This is a genomic window from Chryseobacterium sp. ON_d1, from assembly GCF_006829085.1.
GTDB lineage: Bacteria > Bacteroidota > Bacteroidia > Flavobacteriales > Weeksellaceae > Chryseobacterium.
The window spans coordinates 290258-307226 of the sequence record NZ_BJTC01000005.1; the positions used below are offsets into that span (position 1 = coordinate 290258).

A 16969-nucleotide genomic window follows, 5' to 3' on the forward strand; every position below is an offset into this window, starting at 1 on the left:
GATTGATCCCGAAAGCATGGGTAATTGCTTTATCAATACTCACATACGCTGAATATCCAAAAAGGTTTTTACCGTTACCATTTTTAATAGAGGTCAAATCTGCTGACTGAAGAAGCGGAACTCCAGCTCCTACTGAAACAGACCAATCGTTGAATCTTTTGGACTGATTGGTGAATGGGGAAACATTTGCAGACCCTGAAGAAAATGTATTAGGATATTTTCCGCCTGAATCTGCCGTTGAGTCTTGTGCATAACTGGCCATAGGAATGGCTAAAGCAAATGCAACAATTGCTAAACTTAATTTCATCGTGTATTATTATTTGATTTCTTCTGGAAAAAGAATTTTTTAATTATTTAATCGGGCATCCGTTATTTTCAACAGGTCCTGGCACAGTTACACACTTATCATAAAGGTCAATAACTCCGTCTAGGTCCATATCCAAAGCAACTCCGGCACCATCTACTCTTGCTCCTGCAGGAGTGTCAAGCTGTCTGTCCCAATCGTCACATACTCCATCATTATCGGCATCTCCTTTTTCACAAACAACAAGATCAGTAGAGGCATTTTCAAGAACGCTCGTTCTGTAATAAGCTTCCTGAAGTGGATCATGCCATGCCAGGTGAGATAATTGCTTTCCTAATTTGAAAGAGACTCCTAAACTTACTGTCCAGGCATTATCAGATCTTCTAGGGTTTAGCATGTTATATTTTGAACCTGGAGTAGAAGGATCATAGTCATTAGGACCTGCCCATCCTCCACCATCGAACTCATCATCACCACTGATGATGTACATGGTTCTTGCTTCAACGTCAATAAGTTTCGAAACATTATATTTGATTCCCAGTCCTCCCTGATAGAAGATAGAGTTGATATCAATATCCTGTTTGATAAATAAAGGAGTTCTTCTTGGAGTAGTGCTCCATCTGAATTCATCATTGTCATGTAAAGACGTTCTGAATCCCTGAACCCCAATTCCCATATATCCATGGAATGCCCATCTGTAAGGGGAGTGGTTATCTACTCTTCTGAATAGATTTGAAAAGTTAATGTCTCCTAATAAAGAGATATTGTCAAACTGTGTTGTTGCTGTTGCTACACCGGATTTTACACCTGCAGCACCAGGAAGCTGTGCTGTCTGTTTCGTTTCTCCTCTCATATACATTACGCTTAAGGCAAATGTATGTGTGATTTGTTTGTCTACGCTTACATAGGCATTGTAACCCCAATTGGTTTTATCCTTACGGATAGATTTTAAATCGGAATGTACCATAAATGCAGCCCCTCCTCCAACAGAAATAGACCAGTCTCTGAAGCGTCTGGCTTTATTGTCAAAAGGTTGTACATTAGCGGATCCTGAGGAGAATGTATTAGGGTACTCTGTGGAAGAGTTTACTGTAGTGCTGCTGTTCTGAGCGAAAGCTGCAATTGGCAGTGATGTAGCCAATAATAATAAACCTAATTTCATACTATATGTTTTATGTTTTAATAAAATCCTTTAATAATACTCTGGAAAAATCCCTTTCAAAAAGATGTTTTTTATGAGGGATTTCTAATCTTTCTGATTTAAAATTCAATTCATTATATTTAATGATATCAATGTCTATGATCCTGTCAGTATAACCTCCGGATATCTTTGAATCATTAATTCTTCCCATTCTAACTTCTATATTCTTAATACAATCAAGCAGTTGAATTGGTGAAAGATGTGTGAATATTATTGCTGCAATATTACAAAAAATATTGGAACTGGCAAATTCTACGGGATCAGACATTAAATATTCGCTGGTTTGTGAAATGTGATTTCCGGCAGCTTCTATTTCTTTTAGTGCAAGCTCTACATTTTTTTTTTGCTCTCCCAGGTTACTTCCTAGTAACAAAATGACCTTATGTTGCGACATATTGGAAAATTGATTGATTTATGAGAAGTTTCTTCAAAAATGTTTTGGCAAATATAGTAGCAATTATCATACTTTGCGCTGTATTTTTCATCTTTTTCATCATGATGCTTGTATTCAGTGCAATGGGGAATGACAAGTCGGTAGCGGTGAAAAAGAACTCGGTTCTTACGATTAATTTAAAGACAAATATCATTGACAGTCCTACTGAAGAAGAGATGGGGTTGTTCGGCATCGGTGCCCAAAATAAAAGTGTTCTTTTATATGATGCACTGGAAGCTATTAATAAAGCAAAGACTGATGATAATATTAAAGGGATCAGCATTGAAGCCGATGATTTATATGCAGGACTTACCCAGATTGATGATCTCAGAAATGCCATTGAAGATTTTAAGAAAAGCGGAAAGTTTGTATATGCTTATGGAAACGGAGTATCACAGTCCGCTTACTATCTGGGATCTGTGGCAGATAAGTACTATCTGCATCCGGCGGGGGGGATTGAATTGAAAGGTCTTTCTACGGAGGTTACATTCTTCAAAGATTTTGCTGATAAATATGGAATCGGGATTGAGGTGATCCGCCACGGTAAATTCAAATCTGCTGTAGAACCTTTTTTAAGAAATGATATTTCTCCTGAAAATAAAGAGCAGCTAAGTACTCTTCTCAATGACCTTTGGAAAAATACTTCAGGTAAAATGGCTGCTTCCAGAAAAATTGATACCGCTCAGTTCAGAACCATTACAGACAGTTTATACGGAATGATTCCTGAACAAAGCTTAAAATACAGGCTTGCAGATAAACTGATCCAGAAATCAGAATACGAAGATCTCCTTAAAGCAAAGCTAAACGTAAAAGATAAAGAGAAACTGAATAAGATTTCTCTGACGAGCTATATCAATTCTTATTCGGATGAAGATAAATCCGGTGAAAAGGTAGCGGTATTGTATGCTTCAGGATCTATCAATAATGGGGACGAATATAGTGATATCCACTCAGAAAAATATGTGAAGTATATTAAAAAACTTCAGGATGATGATAAAGTGAAAGCGGTTGTTTTCAGGATCAATTCTCCAGGAGGAAGTGCGAATGCTTCTGATGAGATCTTATTTGAATTACAGCAGTTGAAGAAGAAAAAACCTCTCATAGTTTCTTTCGGGGATTATGCAGCGTCTGGAGGATATTATGTAGCGATGGCAGCAGATAAAATCTATTCTGAGGCCAATACACTTACAGGTTCCATCGGAGTTTTCGGTGTGATGCCTTATTATAAAGATATTGCGGCTAAAAACGGAATCCGTGGAGATATCGTTTCTACCAATGCGAATTCTATGTATTATTCAGGATTAAACGGAGTGACTCCTTACGGTGTTAATATGATGACGAGAAGTGTAGAAGGAACATATAAGAGATTTGTACATTTTGTGACTCAGAACAGAAAGAAAACTTTTGAGCAGATTGATAATGTAGGAGGAGGTAGAGTATGGAGCGGTGTCCGTGCTAAACAAATAGGATTAGTGGATGAACTAGGTACTTTGAATGACGCCGTGAAATTCGCCGCACAGAAGGCAGGACTGAAATCTTATCATGTAGAAGCCTTTCCTAAGAGAATGTCACCGTTTGAGCAAATTTTCAAAGATCTGAACGAAGAAGATGTATCTGCAAGAATTATCAAAAACAAAATAGGGAAATCCAACTATGAGATTTTACAGCAGATCACAGACAAAAAATTACAGTCTGAGGTAAAAATGGAAATGCCATATCAGATTAGAATCAACAACTAACTAAATTTATATTGTATACAAAAATCCCGGACCTGAAATTTCAGATCCGGGATTTTATTTTTTATTAGTGTTACTTACTATCAGCTTTTCTTTGTGGCCATTCCGTAAATCCAGAGAATGATCAAAGCTCCTCCGATTGAAAGAATCCAGCTTCTCGGATTCCAGAATGAAGTGACATCTCCCCAATGCAGAATGTAAACTCCTATAGCTCCTCCTACAAATGCTCCCAGAATTCCCAGGATAATAGTGATTAGCCATCCTCCTCCCTGAGTCCCAGGCATGATCATTTTAGCGATGGCACCTGCAATAAGACCGAATAAGATCCATGTTAGTATTCCCATAGTTGCAAATTTTTTTAGTGTTAATATTTAAAAATGATTTGTTTACTAAGATAAGGGAAAACATGATATAAATCATCTTTTCTTGAAGAATGAGTCTACAAATTCCGTACCATTAAAAAGCTGCAGGTCCTGCATTTTTTCACCTACACCAATATATTTAACCGGGATCTGAAACTGATCAGAAATACCGATTACGACACCTCCTTTTGCTGTTCCGTCAAGTTTCGTTACGGCTAAAGCATTTACTTCTGTTGCGGCGGTAAACTGTTTAGCCTGTTCGAACGCATTCTGTCCTGTAGAACCGTCAAGCACCAGCAGAATTTCATGAGGTGCATCAGGAATTACCTTCTGCATTACTCTTTTGATCTTGGAAAGCTCATTCATCAGGTTGATTTTGTTGTGAAGTCTTCCTGCAGTATCAATGATTACAACGTCTGCGTTTTGTGCTACAGCACTTTGCACCGTATCAAACGCTACAGAAGCAGGATCAGAACCCATTCCTTGTTTTACGATAGGAACGTCCACTCTTTCACTCCAGATTGTAAGCTGGTCAACAGCAGCAGCTCTAAAGGTGTCTGCAGCTCCCAGAACTACTTTCTTACCCTCCGATTTGAACTGGTGTGCAAGTTTACCGATAGTCGTTGTTTTTCCCACTCCGTTTACTCCTACTACCATGATAACATATGGCTTTTTGGAAGTATCGATATTTCCTGTACCTGCATGAGGGTTTTCCAGTAATAGTCCTGAAATTTCCTCGCGGAGGATTTTATCCAGCTCGTTTACGCCTACGTATTTATCTCTGGCAACACGCTCTTCAATTCTTTCAATGATTTTAATAGTGGTAGATGCGCCTACATCGGAAGCAATCAGTACTTCTTCCAGATCATCCAGAACTTCATCATCTACTTTGCTTTTACCGACAACGGCTTTCGTCATTTTTTCAAAGAATCCCTGACTGGATTTTTCCAACCCTTTATCTAAGGTTTCTTTTTCTTCTTTTTTGAAAATATTTTTAAACCAACTCATAGTTTTAGTTTGTTCTTATTTATTTTTAATCACTGCTGTGGCTTCTACCTCTATATGTATGTCATCTCTGAAAAGCCTGTTCACTTCCACGAGACTGCTTACAGGGGGTGTCTGAAGATTGACAAACAAATCCCGTACTTTTCTGAAATCAGGTGTTTTTGTAACGTCTGTGGTATAGATTACCAGTTTGATAATATCTTTTCCTGTACCTCCATATTCTTTCAGGATGTTTTCAATATTTCTGAAAACCTGCTTTGTCTGCTCTTCAATAGTATTTCCCACAAGGTTCCCGTCAGAATCCAGAGGTACCTGCCCGGATAATAAAATCATTTTAGAACCTCCGCAGTCAATACTTACTGACTGTGAGAGTCCTCTTATGCTGAAGACTTTCGGCGAACTTTTATATTCTACAGGATTCATTGTTTTCTGACTGAATGAAAATAAAAAAGTTACTGTGCAGGCCAGAACAAGTATCTTTCTCATACTTTACTGATTAATAATCTGGTGCACAAAGATAACAAAAAAACTACCCAAAATATGAGTAGTTTTTTATATTGTAAATAAAGTACTGACTATTTTTTCAAATAACCATCTACTTCATCAGCATTCATTACTTTTTCTTCGAAAACGTAAGCTCCTGATTTAGAAGACTTAATCATTTTCACCACTTTAGTCATTTTTTTAGACTGACCGCTTTGTAGGGTTGCTACTACTTTCTTTGCCATGGTAAGTTATTATTTATAAATTACTTAATTTCTTTGTGAATGGTAGATCTCTTAAGAACAGGATTGTATTTTTTCAATTCCAATCTTTCTGTAGTGTTCTTTTTATTTTTTGTAGAAATGTATCTGGACATTCCTGGCATACCACTTTCTTTGTGCTCTGTGCATTCAAGGATTACTTGAACTCTATTTCCTTTTTTTGCCATGATTTATTAATTCTTTTTAATCAATCCGTTTCTAGTAGCTCTTTCAATAGCTTCCTCGATTCCAATCTTGTTAATCACTCTCAATCCATGAGCTGATACTTTCAGTGTAACGTGCTTATCTTGCTCCGGAAGGTAAAACTTCTTCTCTAATAAGTTAATTTCAAAACGACGCTTCGTTTTGTTATTAGCGTGAGAAACGTTGTTACCAACCATTGCACGCTTTCCTGTTATTTGGCAAATTCTTGACATATCTCGATGTTCTTATTTGTATAATATTTGAGAGTGCAAAATAACGAAGAATTTTTTAGATAGGCAAATCTTTTGAAAAATATTTATAAATAAGTGGCTGATTAATAATATTGATTTTTTTAAAATAGTAGAATCCTTGGGATACAGCAGATAATCAATGATGATATATTTCATGCGGGCTTTTTTTCCGATAAGTTATTTAATATTTTATCTTTGTTTTTAATTAATCTAAATAAAAATAGAATGAAAAAGATTTATATTTTATGCTGTATGCTACCGCTCAGTCTGATGGCCCAGGATTTTACAGAGGTACAGACCGGCATGAAAAATTTTTATTATTCTGCAGCTGATGTCGCAGATATAGACCATAACGGAACATTGGATATTGTGATTAACGGAGCAATAGATTCTGATGGAGACGGAAATGTAGACAGTACCTATAATGAAGTATATCAGAATAACGGAACGACATTATTGCCATTTGCCGGGTTGGGAGCGGATGTAACCCATCTTGGAGATATTAGGTTCATTGATTATAATAATGACGGTCTGATGGATATTATCTCTACCGGACTTAGTTATATGGATGTTGTTAATTATAAACAATACCGATTCAAAAATACCGGAACAGGATTTATAAAAGAAGAAGAACTGCCTGGTAAAATTTATGGTTCTCTGGATGTTTTTGATTTTAATCATGATGGAAAACCGGATTATGCACTTAATGGAACACAATATGCCCATGGTGGCGGTTTCAGAAACAGTCTTGATTATTATAAAAATACAGGTGCCGGTTTTGTTATGACTGAAAACTGGGTGGATGGAACTCAGAATGGAAGTTTTAAGGTGGTAGACCTTAATAATGACCACTTTCTTGATCTTGTAATTATAGGGTCAGATATCAACGGCAATCCTGTATCAAAGGTATATATGAATCAGGCTGGAACTCTGACTCCTGCCCAGGATCTTCCTCCCATAGCAGCAGGGAAAATAGATTTTGCAGATTTTAATGCAGATGGTTTTCAGGATATAGTCATAATCGGAAGGGATGGAAATGATGAAGGGTATTTGGCTGTTCTGATGAATGACGGCACCGGGGCATTGATTCCTCAGGTAATTCCGGGAAATGACGTTTCAGATATGTCATTAAGTGTAGGGGATTTAAATAATGACGGTTATTACGATTTTATCATTTCAGGAAATGAAAATTACAATGCTGTTGTAAAAACATATCTATATGATGTTTCCAATCACAAGTTTAATGAAGGAGCAGCCTCCGGAATTACTGAACTGGGAGGGCCGGGACTGGTACAGCTTTTTGATTTTAATAATGATCATCATCCGGATATTTTATTAGGTGGATTCGACTGGTCTGTTTCCGACCTGCCTTCGCAAACCAAGTTGTTTAAAAATAATTCTACGGCAGCAAACGCAAAGCCTACAGCGCCCACTCAGCTGAATCTGACCAGAAACGGCAGTAGATTCAATTTTACATGGAGCGGAGCCTCGGATGATAAAACCCCGGTGAATGCATTGCGCTATGAAATTACGGTAGGATCTTTGCCGGGAGCTTATGATATTGCCCGATATGTTGTAACGACACCATCATGGTTTCTGGAACTGGATCCGGCCATTCAGAATGTATACTGGAGTGTGAAATCTATTGATGCATCAAAAGTATATTCTGAGGCTTCCGCGCAAAGCGTCTTGGGAACAACGGAAATAAAATCTGAAAAACAGCCTGTTATCTATCCGAACCCTGCATCAGACAGAGTGTACATCAAAGGAGAAAAAATTTCAGAAGCTGAAATGTATTCAATGGATGGGAAAAAGATAAATATAACTCTGAACAGGGATCAATCTATTGATGTGTCTCATTTACCTAAAGGAATGTATCTATTAAAACTGAAGATAAAAAACGAAATAACCACAAAGAAACTTACGGTTAAGTAATTGAATCAATTCTATCTTCTATCAATGAGAAAAGCCAGACGTCCAGCTGGCTTTTCTTTTTTTGTGGAATAAGACCTGCGAAAAAATTAATGGATTATGCAGGTTGGAATTATTTGTGCAAAGATTTGTGCAGTTCGTGTTTAATTACACTTTCTTTGTTTTCTTTTTGAACCATTCAATCAGATAATAAAACAATAAAAATCCTAGTGCAAATATGGAAAACCTTGAAAGAAGGTCTCCTGCCCGGGTATAAAATGTCATGGTGTCATACAGGTTCACTTTTGCAAACAGAGCGGTTTGATCACCATAGAACGTATCAGCGGTTACTTCTCCTTTAGCATTGATATGTGCAGAAATGCCACTGTTGGCAGCACGGGCAATTTCTCTTCTGGTTTCAATAGCCCTTAATTTAGCATAGGATAAAAGCTGTTTGTGTCCCTCTGTAACACCCCACCAGGAATCATTGGTCATAATACCTAAGAAATTGGCTCCTTTTTTTACATAGTCTGTTACAAACTCTCCATAAATACTCTCATAGCAAATAATAGGAGCCAGTTTTCCTTTGTTATAAGGATTTGAAAAAGCAACTCTGTCCTTATCAGTTCCTAAAGAGGCTACAGTGCCACCCAGGTTCAGCATGGCATCTCCTAACAGTGGTTTTAAAACATTCATATAAGGAAATATTTCAACTCCTGGAACCAGTTTCCCTTTATGGTAAGCCTGTACTTTCTGACCGGGAACCAGTTGAATGGCTGTATTATAACTGCTTACCCAGACACCACTGTTGATCTGATATGCTTCTTTAGGCAAGTCTGCAGGATTATAATAAAAACGGTGTGACGAAATTCCTGTTGCAAAAACAGATCCCGGATGATTGGATAGAAACCCTTTGATGTTGTTCAGCAGTACACTCTTTTCAAAAGCTGTTTCAGAAATAGACCCTCTTCCCGGAAGAGCTGTTTCCGGTGCGATATAATAATCAATTTTACCGGTTGAGTTTTTTTCAGCAAGTGCTAATAAATCCTGTTCTATTGTTAAACTGTCTTTCGAATATTTTTCCGCATAAGGATCCAGGTCAGGCTGCAGCATCAGAACATTGACCTGGCCGGTTGGCTTGTCGTCAAAAGTATTGTATTTAACGACTGAGATAATCATTGGCAGAACAATTAAAGCTCCAACAATAGCTGAGTTTTTAATCAGTTCTTTTCTCTTTCTTCCGGCCTCCCAGGTTCTTACCGTATAAAAAATCAGCACATTAATCAGCAGTATCCAGAAACTGCCACCGGTTGCTCCTAAAGTATCATACCACTGGATCAGCTTTGGATAATCTGCAAATACATTTCCCAGATTCAGCCATGGCCACGTTAATTCCCATCCTAAATGAAATTTTTCAAAACTCATCCAGATGGCAATCAGAAATCCTAATCCCCAATATGTTCCCTGTGCATTTTTGTACCAGTGATAACATTGAAACACCAAAGAATATAAAAGAGAATTTACCAGTACCGGAAATAAAACTGCCATCAGGGAGTGGCTTCCATCAGGGTTCTTTGAACCATACAGCCATCCTGTAGTGACAACATTCCAGATCACGAAACATAAGTAAGATAATCCGAAGACCGCCCAGCTTTTTCTTTTATAATCTGAAAATTTTGAAATTCCGTGCTCCATCATCAAAAGAGGAACAAGCGCAAAAAATATAAAAAACGGGACTCCGTAAGTTGGCCATGAAACCGACAGCAGCATTGCTGAAATAAGAGTAAGCAGAACGTATTTCATTAAATTATTTTAATACACAAATTTAATGTTTTTGAAAAGAATATATTAGCAGTTCAATGTTAAAGAAAATATATAAAATTATTATTATCCCATATACTCTGTTTTTGCTCTATCTGATGTTTTTAGGGATGGGCAGATTTCAGTATGAGGATAATCTTATTACTGTAGAACCTGTTTTCTCAACGATAAAATTTATCCGGGGACCAAATAAGACCATAGATATTATCAAGATTGTTTTGGGCAATATTATCATGTTTATCCCTTTTGGATTTCTGGGCTGGATCATTCCCGGACTGAAAAAACTGAAACCCCTGATTTTTGGTTTTATCTCATGTATTGTTATTGTTGAAGCACTTCAATATTTTACAAGAATGGGTATATTTGAGGTAGACGATATCATCCTGAATACTTTTGGGGTGTATCTGGGATGGGTATTGTTCAGAATGATTGAAAGAAGATTTAACGGTTAAGTTCTTTCGCGCGTTTTTCAGCATTTAGAATTCCCTGTTTCAGAATTTCTTTAAAACTGTTTTCTTCAAATGTTTTTAAGGCAGCTTCCGTAGTTCCGCCCTTAGATGCGACATCTTTAATCAGTTCCTCAAGATTCTTTTCTGAATTATTGATCAGGTGATAAGCGCCCAGCATTGTCTGCTTTACAAAAAGTTTAGAAAGATTTTCTTCGATTCCCATTTCAATACCTGCTTTAATCATTGCATCAATAATGTAATAAAAATAAGCCGGGCCACTTCCTGAAAGTGCTGTTACACCATCAAGGAGCTCTTCCTCTTCCAGGTAAACCGATCTTCCGGTACTGTTCAGCAATCTTTCAATATTGATTAACTGGCTGAAAGAAATTCCGTTGGCTGCAGTATATCCGGTGATTCCCATTCCCAGAAGGGTAGGAGAATTGGGCATTGCTCTTACGACAAGCGGATGATTCAGTAATTTTTGAATTTTTTCAATATTGATTCCGGCCATGATGGATAAAACCATCTGGTTTTCTTTTAAAGTAAATTGGATGTTTTGAGCTACTGTTTGAAAATCCTGAGGTTTTACAGCAATGATGATCAAATCTGCATCAATGTCTTTCACTTCTTCAAAAGTGGAGATTTTAGATTTGGGGAATTCTTCAGCTATTTTGGTGATTTTCTCCTGATTTCTGATAATCAGATGAAGGTGTTCAGGCTTGATCAGTTCATATTTCAAAAATGATTTTGAAAAAGAAAGTCCCATATTTCCGGCTCCAAGAATAGCTATTTTCATTACGGATTGTAAATTTTTTAGCTAAAATAATGATTTTTCAGAGACTGGGTATGAATTTGATTTTGAATTAAGCTTAGCGTTTATCCAACAGGTTATAAAAAAGACTGTATTCATATGAATCAGTCTTTGTATATTTTTAGATTAAATAATATTTACTTCCCGTTCAAGCTCTATCCCGAATTTTTCTTTCACAGAATTAATGATCTCTGTGGAAAAATCAAAAATCTCTTTTCCTGTTGCATTTCCTGTTGCATTGATGATCACCAGAGACTGCAATTTGTGTGAAGCAACATTTCCGATTTGTTTTCCTTTCCATCCACATTGCTCAATCAGCCATCCGGCAGGAACTTTTACCATATTTTCGTTTGGATAACCCTGAATATTTTCAAATTTTTGTTTCAGTGCTTCAAACTGAGCCAGAGGAATGGTTGGGTTTTTGAAAAAACTTCCGGCATTCCCGATTTCTTTAGGATCCGGCAGTTTGCTTTGTCTGATATTGATGACTGCTTGAGAAACATCCTGAATCGTTGGATTTTCAATGCCAAGATTTTCCAGTTCGGATTTGATGGCACCATATTCCGTTTTGATATGGTGATCTTTTGAAGTCAGTTTAAAAGTTACTTCAAGAATAACATACCTGCCTTTTCCTTCCTGCTTGAAAATAGAATCCCTGTAACCAAATCTACACTGTTCAAGATTGAAAGTTTTCAGTTCAAGATCTTCTAAATCCAATACCTCACAGCTGACAAAAATATCTTTAATCTCCGTTCCGTAAGCTCCGATATTCTGCATTGGAGAAGTTCCTACATTTCCGGGAATTAAAGAAAGGTTTTCGAGTCCGCCATAATTTTTCTGTAAACAGCACATCACAAATTCATGCCAGTTTTCACCTGCTTTTGCGGTTACCCATACTTCATTTTCATTAATATACTCTTCAGAGATCCCTTTTAAATTAAGTCTGATAGCAAGGCCATCAAAATTTTTGGTAAGAAGGATATTACTACCTCCCCCCAGAAACAGAAGCTGAAGAGATTGGGTCTTGGCAAAAATGAGAGCCTCTTTTAATTCATCAATAGTATTGATTTCAGTAAAATATCGGGCTTTGGCTTCAACACCGAATGTGTTATAAGGTTTTAATGAAAAATTTTCCTGCATGTTTTATTGGTATTCTTTGGGAAGAATCTTGTCTAATTGTTCTTTAAATTGTTCTAGCTGTTTATAATGTAAAGTATCTGTATAGGCATTCACATAAATATGTGATTTTTTTGGAGTCCGGATCTGGAAGGTTTCATCAATCCCGTCTACGGACTGTTGGCTGGGAGAACTTTTGATATGATCAAGATCTGTAATATTGACTGATGATATCAGTTTTTTCCAGGTTTCGGAATTGATGGCGGATGCCCATTCTTTATGGGTTTTACCGGCTGTCATTCCTTTTTCTGCAAAAACAGAATCTTTTGTGGCCTTGATGATCCTGTAGCTTCCAAGACGGCCTCCGATTTCAGATACGCTGACAAATGTAATCTCGTACGGATTATTATGGGAAACAGATGACTCATGTGTTTTTTTGGAGTCACAGGAAAACAATGCCGACAGCAAAAGAATCGAAAACAGGATTTTCAGATAGAGTTTTTTTGTTGTCGGCATAGAGTATGTTTTTACAGGCTGAATTCTTCTCTGTACTTCTTTAAAGCTTCCTTAAGAATTTCAGCACTTCTTTTTAAATCCTCTTCTTTCAGAACATAGGCAATTCTTACCTGCTTTTTACCTAATTCAGGATTGCTGTAGAATCCTCCTGCAGGCGCAACCATGATGGTTTCGTTATTAAGAGAATATTTTTCAAGCAGCCACTGGGCAAATTTTTCAGTATCATCTACCGGAAGTTCTGCAACACAGTAGAAGGCTCCTTTTGGCTTAGGACAGATCACGCCAGGAATAGCATTTAAAAGATCTACCAGTATATTTCTTCTGTGAGTATATTCTTCTCTTACTGCTCTGATATAAGGACCGTCATTCTGGTGTGCTGCTGTTGCAGCAATCTGTCCCAAAAGAACAGGGCTTAGTCTTGCCTGGGCAAAAAGCATAGCCGCATTACGGATCTTATTGGAACGGGTAACCATACATCCGATTCTTACCCCGCACATAGAGTAACGCTTGGATTCTGAGTCAATGATGATACAGTTTTCAGCAAGTTCAGGGAAATCAAGCATTGAAATCTGCTGTTTCCCGTCATATACATATTCCCTGTATACTTCATCAGAGATGATAACGATGTCATATTTCAAAGCAATTTCTGCAAGTTTCTGTAGTTCCTCACGGGTATAAAGATATCCGGTAGGGTTTCCAGGGTTACAGATAATGATCGCTCTTGTTTTTTCTGTGATTTTTTTCTCGAACTCTTCAACAGGAGGTAAGGCAAAACCTGTGTCAATGGTAGATGGTACAGCGACTACATTCACATCAAATGTACTGGTAAATCCATTGTAGTTGGCATAGTAAGGTTCAGGAATAATCACTTCATCACCTTCGTCACATAAAGTGGAAATCGCAAAGTTAAGAGCTTCAGAACCTCCGTTAGTAACAATGAAGTTATCGGGAGTAAGATCTGAGAAGCCTAATGAATGATAATATTCAGTAAGGGCTTTTCTGTATTCGATATTACCTTCAGAAAGCGCATATTCCAATACTTTTAAATCGATATTCTTTAAAGCATTTAAAGCTGTTTCCGGAGTTTCAATATCAGGCTGTCCGATATTAAGGTGATATACTTTTATTCCTTTCTGTTTTGCTTGTAAAGCAAAGGGAACCAGTTTTCTTACCGGCGATGGCGGCATATGCAGTGCTCTGTTTGAAATATTCGGCATTGTTCAAAAAATTTGTATGACAAAAATAGGATTTAATTTCTCAATAATAAAATTATGAGCCAATAAGAAAGATGTTTAATGAACTTTACATTCTCTTTAAAATTCACCTATTTAAGGGGTTTTAATATTGATTTTTCATGTATTTAAAATAAATGTTATGATTTTGTTAAAAATAATATTTTTGTATTGTTATTTTTCCTTAATTTCGCCATAAATGTGATTAAAATGGTAATAAATTTATTTTCTAGAGTGATACCTGCTATTGCTCTATTTTCTGCCTCTGCAATGATGGCTCAGAATTTTCAAACAATGCCGGTTTCCTCAGGCTATACCGCAGATGTAATTGCAAACGGAGTAGGCTCCTCGTCAGTTTCTACAAATAATGATGTAGATGGAGTTTCTTATGCTTTTGTTTCAAAAGATTTTCAATTAACTTCCACGAGCACACCGCTTTCCTATGGTTTGCCGGTAGATGGAATTATTAATTCTGTCGTTGCGGGAACTCCGGGGCTTAGCTATGTCTTAGGAAACTACAGTGGAAATAACTCTTTAAGGCTGGCCGCTGCAAATGACAGTGGAACTCTTACTTTTACAACACCTAAACCTGCTTTTACTCTGTATATGCTTTCCACCAGCGGAAGTGGAACCTCTGCAGTAAATGTAACGGTTAATTTTTCTGATGGAAGCACACAGGCATTTTCCAATATAAGCCTTAATGACTGGTATGGAGGTGCCAATTTTGCCATACAGGGAATCGGAAGAATTAAAATAACAACAGACGGCCTGGAACCCAACACCACGGATCCGAGACTTTATCAGACAGCATTAACAATAGATGCTGCCAATCAGACAAAGTTCGTACAAAGTGTAACGGTAACCAAAGCAAGCGGTTCAGGAATACCGAACATTTTTGCTTTTTCAGCAGATGTTTATTCGGATTGTGCGCCTCCTGTATTACAGGCGGTTTCCGGAATAACTGCCAATTCCGCTTTAGTTTCGTGGACAGGTAATGCTGCCAGTTATGATGTATACCACAGTACTTCAAACACAACACCTGCAAGCTCAGTAACACCTACTTATCCGGGGGTAACAGGAACAAGTACAACAATAGGAGGGCTTAATTCCAATACTACCTATTATTATTGGGTAAGATCCAACTGTAACACTGCAACAGGTCAAAGTGTATGGTCTTTTGCAGGAACATTTAAGACAGCCTGCTCTACTTTCACTGTTCCTTATACAGAAAACTTTGATACCACAAGTACAGGTTCCAGCTCAAATACCAATGCTCCAAGCTGCTGGGCATATCTGGAAAGTGCATCATTTGCAGGGTATGGCTACGTAACTACGTCAAATAGTTATTCGGCACCCAATGCCTATTATATGACTAATTCAACGGCTACCACGGGCAGTCAGATGTTGGTTGCGCCTCCAACAGTGAACCTTTCAGACGGCACCAAACGTGTAAGATTCTATGCAAGAGGAGGAGGAAGTAATTATACATTATTGGTAGGTACATTATCGAATCCTGCAGACCCTGCGTCTTTTACACAAATTGGTTCTCCTATTGCTTTAACAACTACCCATACACAATATACAGTGAATATTCCTGCAGGATCGGATCTGCAATTGGCATTTAAGCATGGTTTAGGGGGTACATCCCGTTCTATCTATATCGATAACATTACTGTTCAGAATATTCCTTCTTGCTTTGAGCCCACTGCAATTACATCGTCAAATGCAAGTGTGAATTCAGCAACGATTGGATGGACAGCACCTTCTTCAGTTCCTGCAAGCGGGTACGAAGTATATTACAGTACAAGCAATACTGCACCTGATGCTTCTACTGTTTTAACAGCTTCAAACTCTGCAACTTCTACCACTACTTCTGCACCGTTAAGCGGACTGCAGCCTGCTACAACATATTATGCATGGGTGAGATCTAACTGCAGTGCAACTGATAAGAGTATCTGGAGTGCTACTTCCACATCATTTACAACCCTATGTGTTCCGGTAACTACACTGCCTTGGAGCGAAAATTTTGATGCAATGACAACTATTGGTTCTGCGATCATTCCGAATTGCTGGAAACAAACTCCGGGAGGAAGTTCATCTTCATATAATTTTACGTCAGCAAATGCTTCCCAGCAGACCTACAATGATCCTAAATCTGCACCAAACTATTTGACAATTTATTATCCATATAGCAATGCTGCATATTTATGGACACCTACATTTACATTAACTGCAGGAACATCATATGATTTCTCATTCTACTGGGTAGGAGATGGATATGCAGGCTGGCAAAATGAAGTATTGGTCAACAATGCACAAACGGCGACCGGAGCAACCAGTTTAACAACATTTATCACACCTGATCAAACAGCCGCCGGAGGAGGTAATAGTACCAATTATACTAAAGTTACCGTTACATATATTCCTTCATCTACTGGTGATTATTCATTTGGAATTAAAGCTTTCAATACAACAACGGATCCATATTATATGGGATTTGATGATTTTTCGCTTACACAGTCTAACTTAAGTACTGCTGAAACATCTGTGAAGAAAAAAGAGGTCAATGTGTACCCTAATCCTTTCAAAGATGTCCTTCACGTTGCGGACATCAAGAACGTTAAATCTGTAACTGTTACAGATGTAGCAGGAAGAGTGGTGAAAACTATTGATAATCCAACTACAGAACTTCAGTTAGGAGAACTGAATGCCGGTTTATATTTAGTGACAATGAACTTTAAAGATGGTTCAAGATCAACAGTAAAAGCCATTAAAAAATAAAATTTTTTGAGTTAATAATTTCTGTAGGCAGTTGCATTCGTGTGGCTGCCTTTTTTGTGATGAATTTAAATAATAACTGGAAAAAAAAATATC

Annotated in this window: 17 protein-coding genes and 1 pseudogene; 4 read left to right on the top strand and 14 right to left on the bottom strand. The window is 37.5% G+C overall.

All coding sequences use genetic code 11. The features are described from left to right. The 3 genes and pseudogenes from CRS_RS10220 to folK all read right to left on the bottom strand — a co-directional run. Positions 1 to 307: pseudogene (locus CRS_RS10220) on the bottom strand (OmpA family protein); the annotation flags it as partial. 43 nt (positions 308 to 350) lie between these two features. Next, positions 351 to 1466, bottom strand: a complete 1116-nt coding sequence (locus CRS_RS10225; RefSeq protein ID WP_142723931.1) for an OmpA family protein — start codon at positions 1464 to 1466, stop codon at positions 351 to 353. 10 nt (positions 1467 to 1476) lie between these two features. Then, entirely contained in the window at positions 1477 to 1899 is a 423-nt protein-coding gene (gene folK, locus CRS_RS10230) for a 2-amino-4-hydroxy-6-hydroxymethyldihydropteridine diphosphokinase (RefSeq protein WP_142723932.1), read from the bottom strand. Positions 1900 to 1919: 20 nt separating this feature from the next. Between folK and sppA the strand changes: the two genes are divergently transcribed. After that, positions 1920 to 3677: a signal peptide peptidase SppA gene (sppA, locus tag CRS_RS10235; RefSeq protein WP_142723934.1), complete on the top strand. Its 1758-nt coding sequence runs from the start codon at positions 1920 to 1922 to the stop codon at positions 3675 to 3677. An 80-nt stretch (positions 3678 to 3757) separates the two neighbouring features. On the opposite strand, the gene CRS_RS10240 is transcribed toward sppA, so the two are convergent. The 6 genes from CRS_RS10240 to rpmB all read right to left on the bottom strand — a co-directional run bounded on the left by CRS_RS10240 (position 3758) and on the right by rpmB (position 6221). Continuing rightward, a complete protein-coding gene (locus CRS_RS10240; protein WP_047425902.1) occupies positions 3758 to 4018 on the bottom strand; it encodes a GlsB/YeaQ/YmgE family stress response membrane protein in 261 nt (86 codons plus the stop codon). A gap of 72 nt (positions 4019 to 4090) precedes the next feature. Next, entirely contained in the window at positions 4091 to 5044 is a 954-nt protein-coding gene (ftsY, locus tag CRS_RS10245) for a signal recognition particle-docking protein FtsY (RefSeq protein ID WP_002976753.1), read from the bottom strand. 15 nt (positions 5045 to 5059) lie between these two features. Continuing rightward, a complete protein-coding gene (locus CRS_RS10250) occupies positions 5060 to 5527 on the bottom strand; it encodes a RidA family protein (RefSeq protein WP_142723935.1) in 468 nt (155 codons plus the stop codon). Between the two features lie 89 nt (positions 5528 to 5616). Further along, positions 5617 to 5769 carry a DUF4295 domain-containing protein gene (locus tag CRS_RS10255; RefSeq protein WP_073175385.1) on the bottom strand — a complete coding sequence of 51 codons (153 nt, stop codon included), beginning with the start codon at positions 5767 to 5769 and terminating at the stop codon, positions 5617 to 5619. 20 nt (positions 5770 to 5789) lie between these two features. Continuing rightward, a complete protein-coding gene (rpmG, locus tag CRS_RS10260) occupies positions 5790 to 5972 on the bottom strand; it encodes a 50S ribosomal protein L33 (protein WP_002976756.1) in 183 nt (60 codons plus the stop codon). A 6-nt stretch (positions 5973 to 5978) separates the two neighbouring features. Next, positions 5979 to 6221, bottom strand: coding sequence for a 50S ribosomal protein L28 (gene rpmB / locus CRS_RS10265; RefSeq protein WP_002976757.1), 243 nt, complete (start codon positions 6219 to 6221; stop codon positions 5979 to 5981). A 243-nt stretch (positions 6222 to 6464) separates the two neighbouring features. Between rpmB and CRS_RS10270 the strand changes: the two genes are divergently transcribed. Then, complete coding sequence (locus CRS_RS10270) at positions 6465 to 8174, top strand: T9SS type A sorting domain-containing protein (RefSeq protein ID WP_228451226.1); 1710 nt, start codon at positions 6465 to 6467, stop codon at positions 8172 to 8174. 144 nt (positions 8175 to 8318) lie between these two features. Here the strand turns inward: CRS_RS10270 and lnt are convergent, their stop codons facing one another. Continuing rightward, a complete protein-coding gene (lnt, locus tag CRS_RS10275; protein WP_142723936.1) occupies positions 8319 to 9953 on the bottom strand; it encodes an apolipoprotein N-acyltransferase in 1635 nt (544 codons plus the stop codon). 56 nt (positions 9954 to 10009) lie between these two features. On the opposite strand from lnt, the gene CRS_RS10280 reads away from it, so the two are divergent. Further along, positions 10010 to 10423 (top strand): VanZ family protein, encoded by a 414-nt coding sequence (locus CRS_RS10280; RefSeq protein WP_142723938.1) that lies wholly within the window; start codon positions 10010 to 10012, stop codon positions 10421 to 10423. On the opposite strand, the gene proC is transcribed toward CRS_RS10280, so the two are convergent. From proC to CRS_RS10300, 4 genes are all read right to left on the bottom strand, one after another. Continuing rightward, positions 10413 to 11216, bottom strand: a complete 804-nt coding sequence (gene proC / locus CRS_RS10285; RefSeq protein WP_142723940.1) for a pyrroline-5-carboxylate reductase — start codon at positions 11214 to 11216, stop codon at positions 10413 to 10415. The two genes, CRS_RS10280 and proC, sit on opposite strands and share 11 nt — an antisense overlap. Before the next feature lie 141 nt (positions 11217 to 11357). After that, a complete protein-coding gene (murB, locus tag CRS_RS10290; protein ID WP_142723942.1) occupies positions 11358 to 12371 on the bottom strand; it encodes a UDP-N-acetylmuramate dehydrogenase in 1014 nt (337 codons plus the stop codon). A 3-nt stretch (positions 12372 to 12374) separates the two neighbouring features. Next, entirely contained in the window at positions 12375 to 12863 is a 489-nt protein-coding gene (locus CRS_RS10295; protein ID WP_142723943.1) for a hypothetical protein, read from the bottom strand. 11 nt (positions 12864 to 12874) lie between these two features. After that, complete coding sequence (locus CRS_RS10300) at positions 12875 to 14080, bottom strand: pyridoxal phosphate-dependent aminotransferase (protein ID WP_142723945.1); 1206 nt, start codon at positions 14078 to 14080, stop codon at positions 12875 to 12877. Positions 14081 to 14305: 225 nt separating this feature from the next. Between CRS_RS10300 and CRS_RS10305 the strand changes: the two genes are divergently transcribed. After that, entirely contained in the window at positions 14306 to 16876 is a 2571-nt protein-coding gene (locus CRS_RS10305) for a fibronectin type III domain-containing protein (protein WP_142723946.1), read from the top strand. The last annotated feature ends 93 nt before the right edge of the window (positions 16877 to 16969 follow it).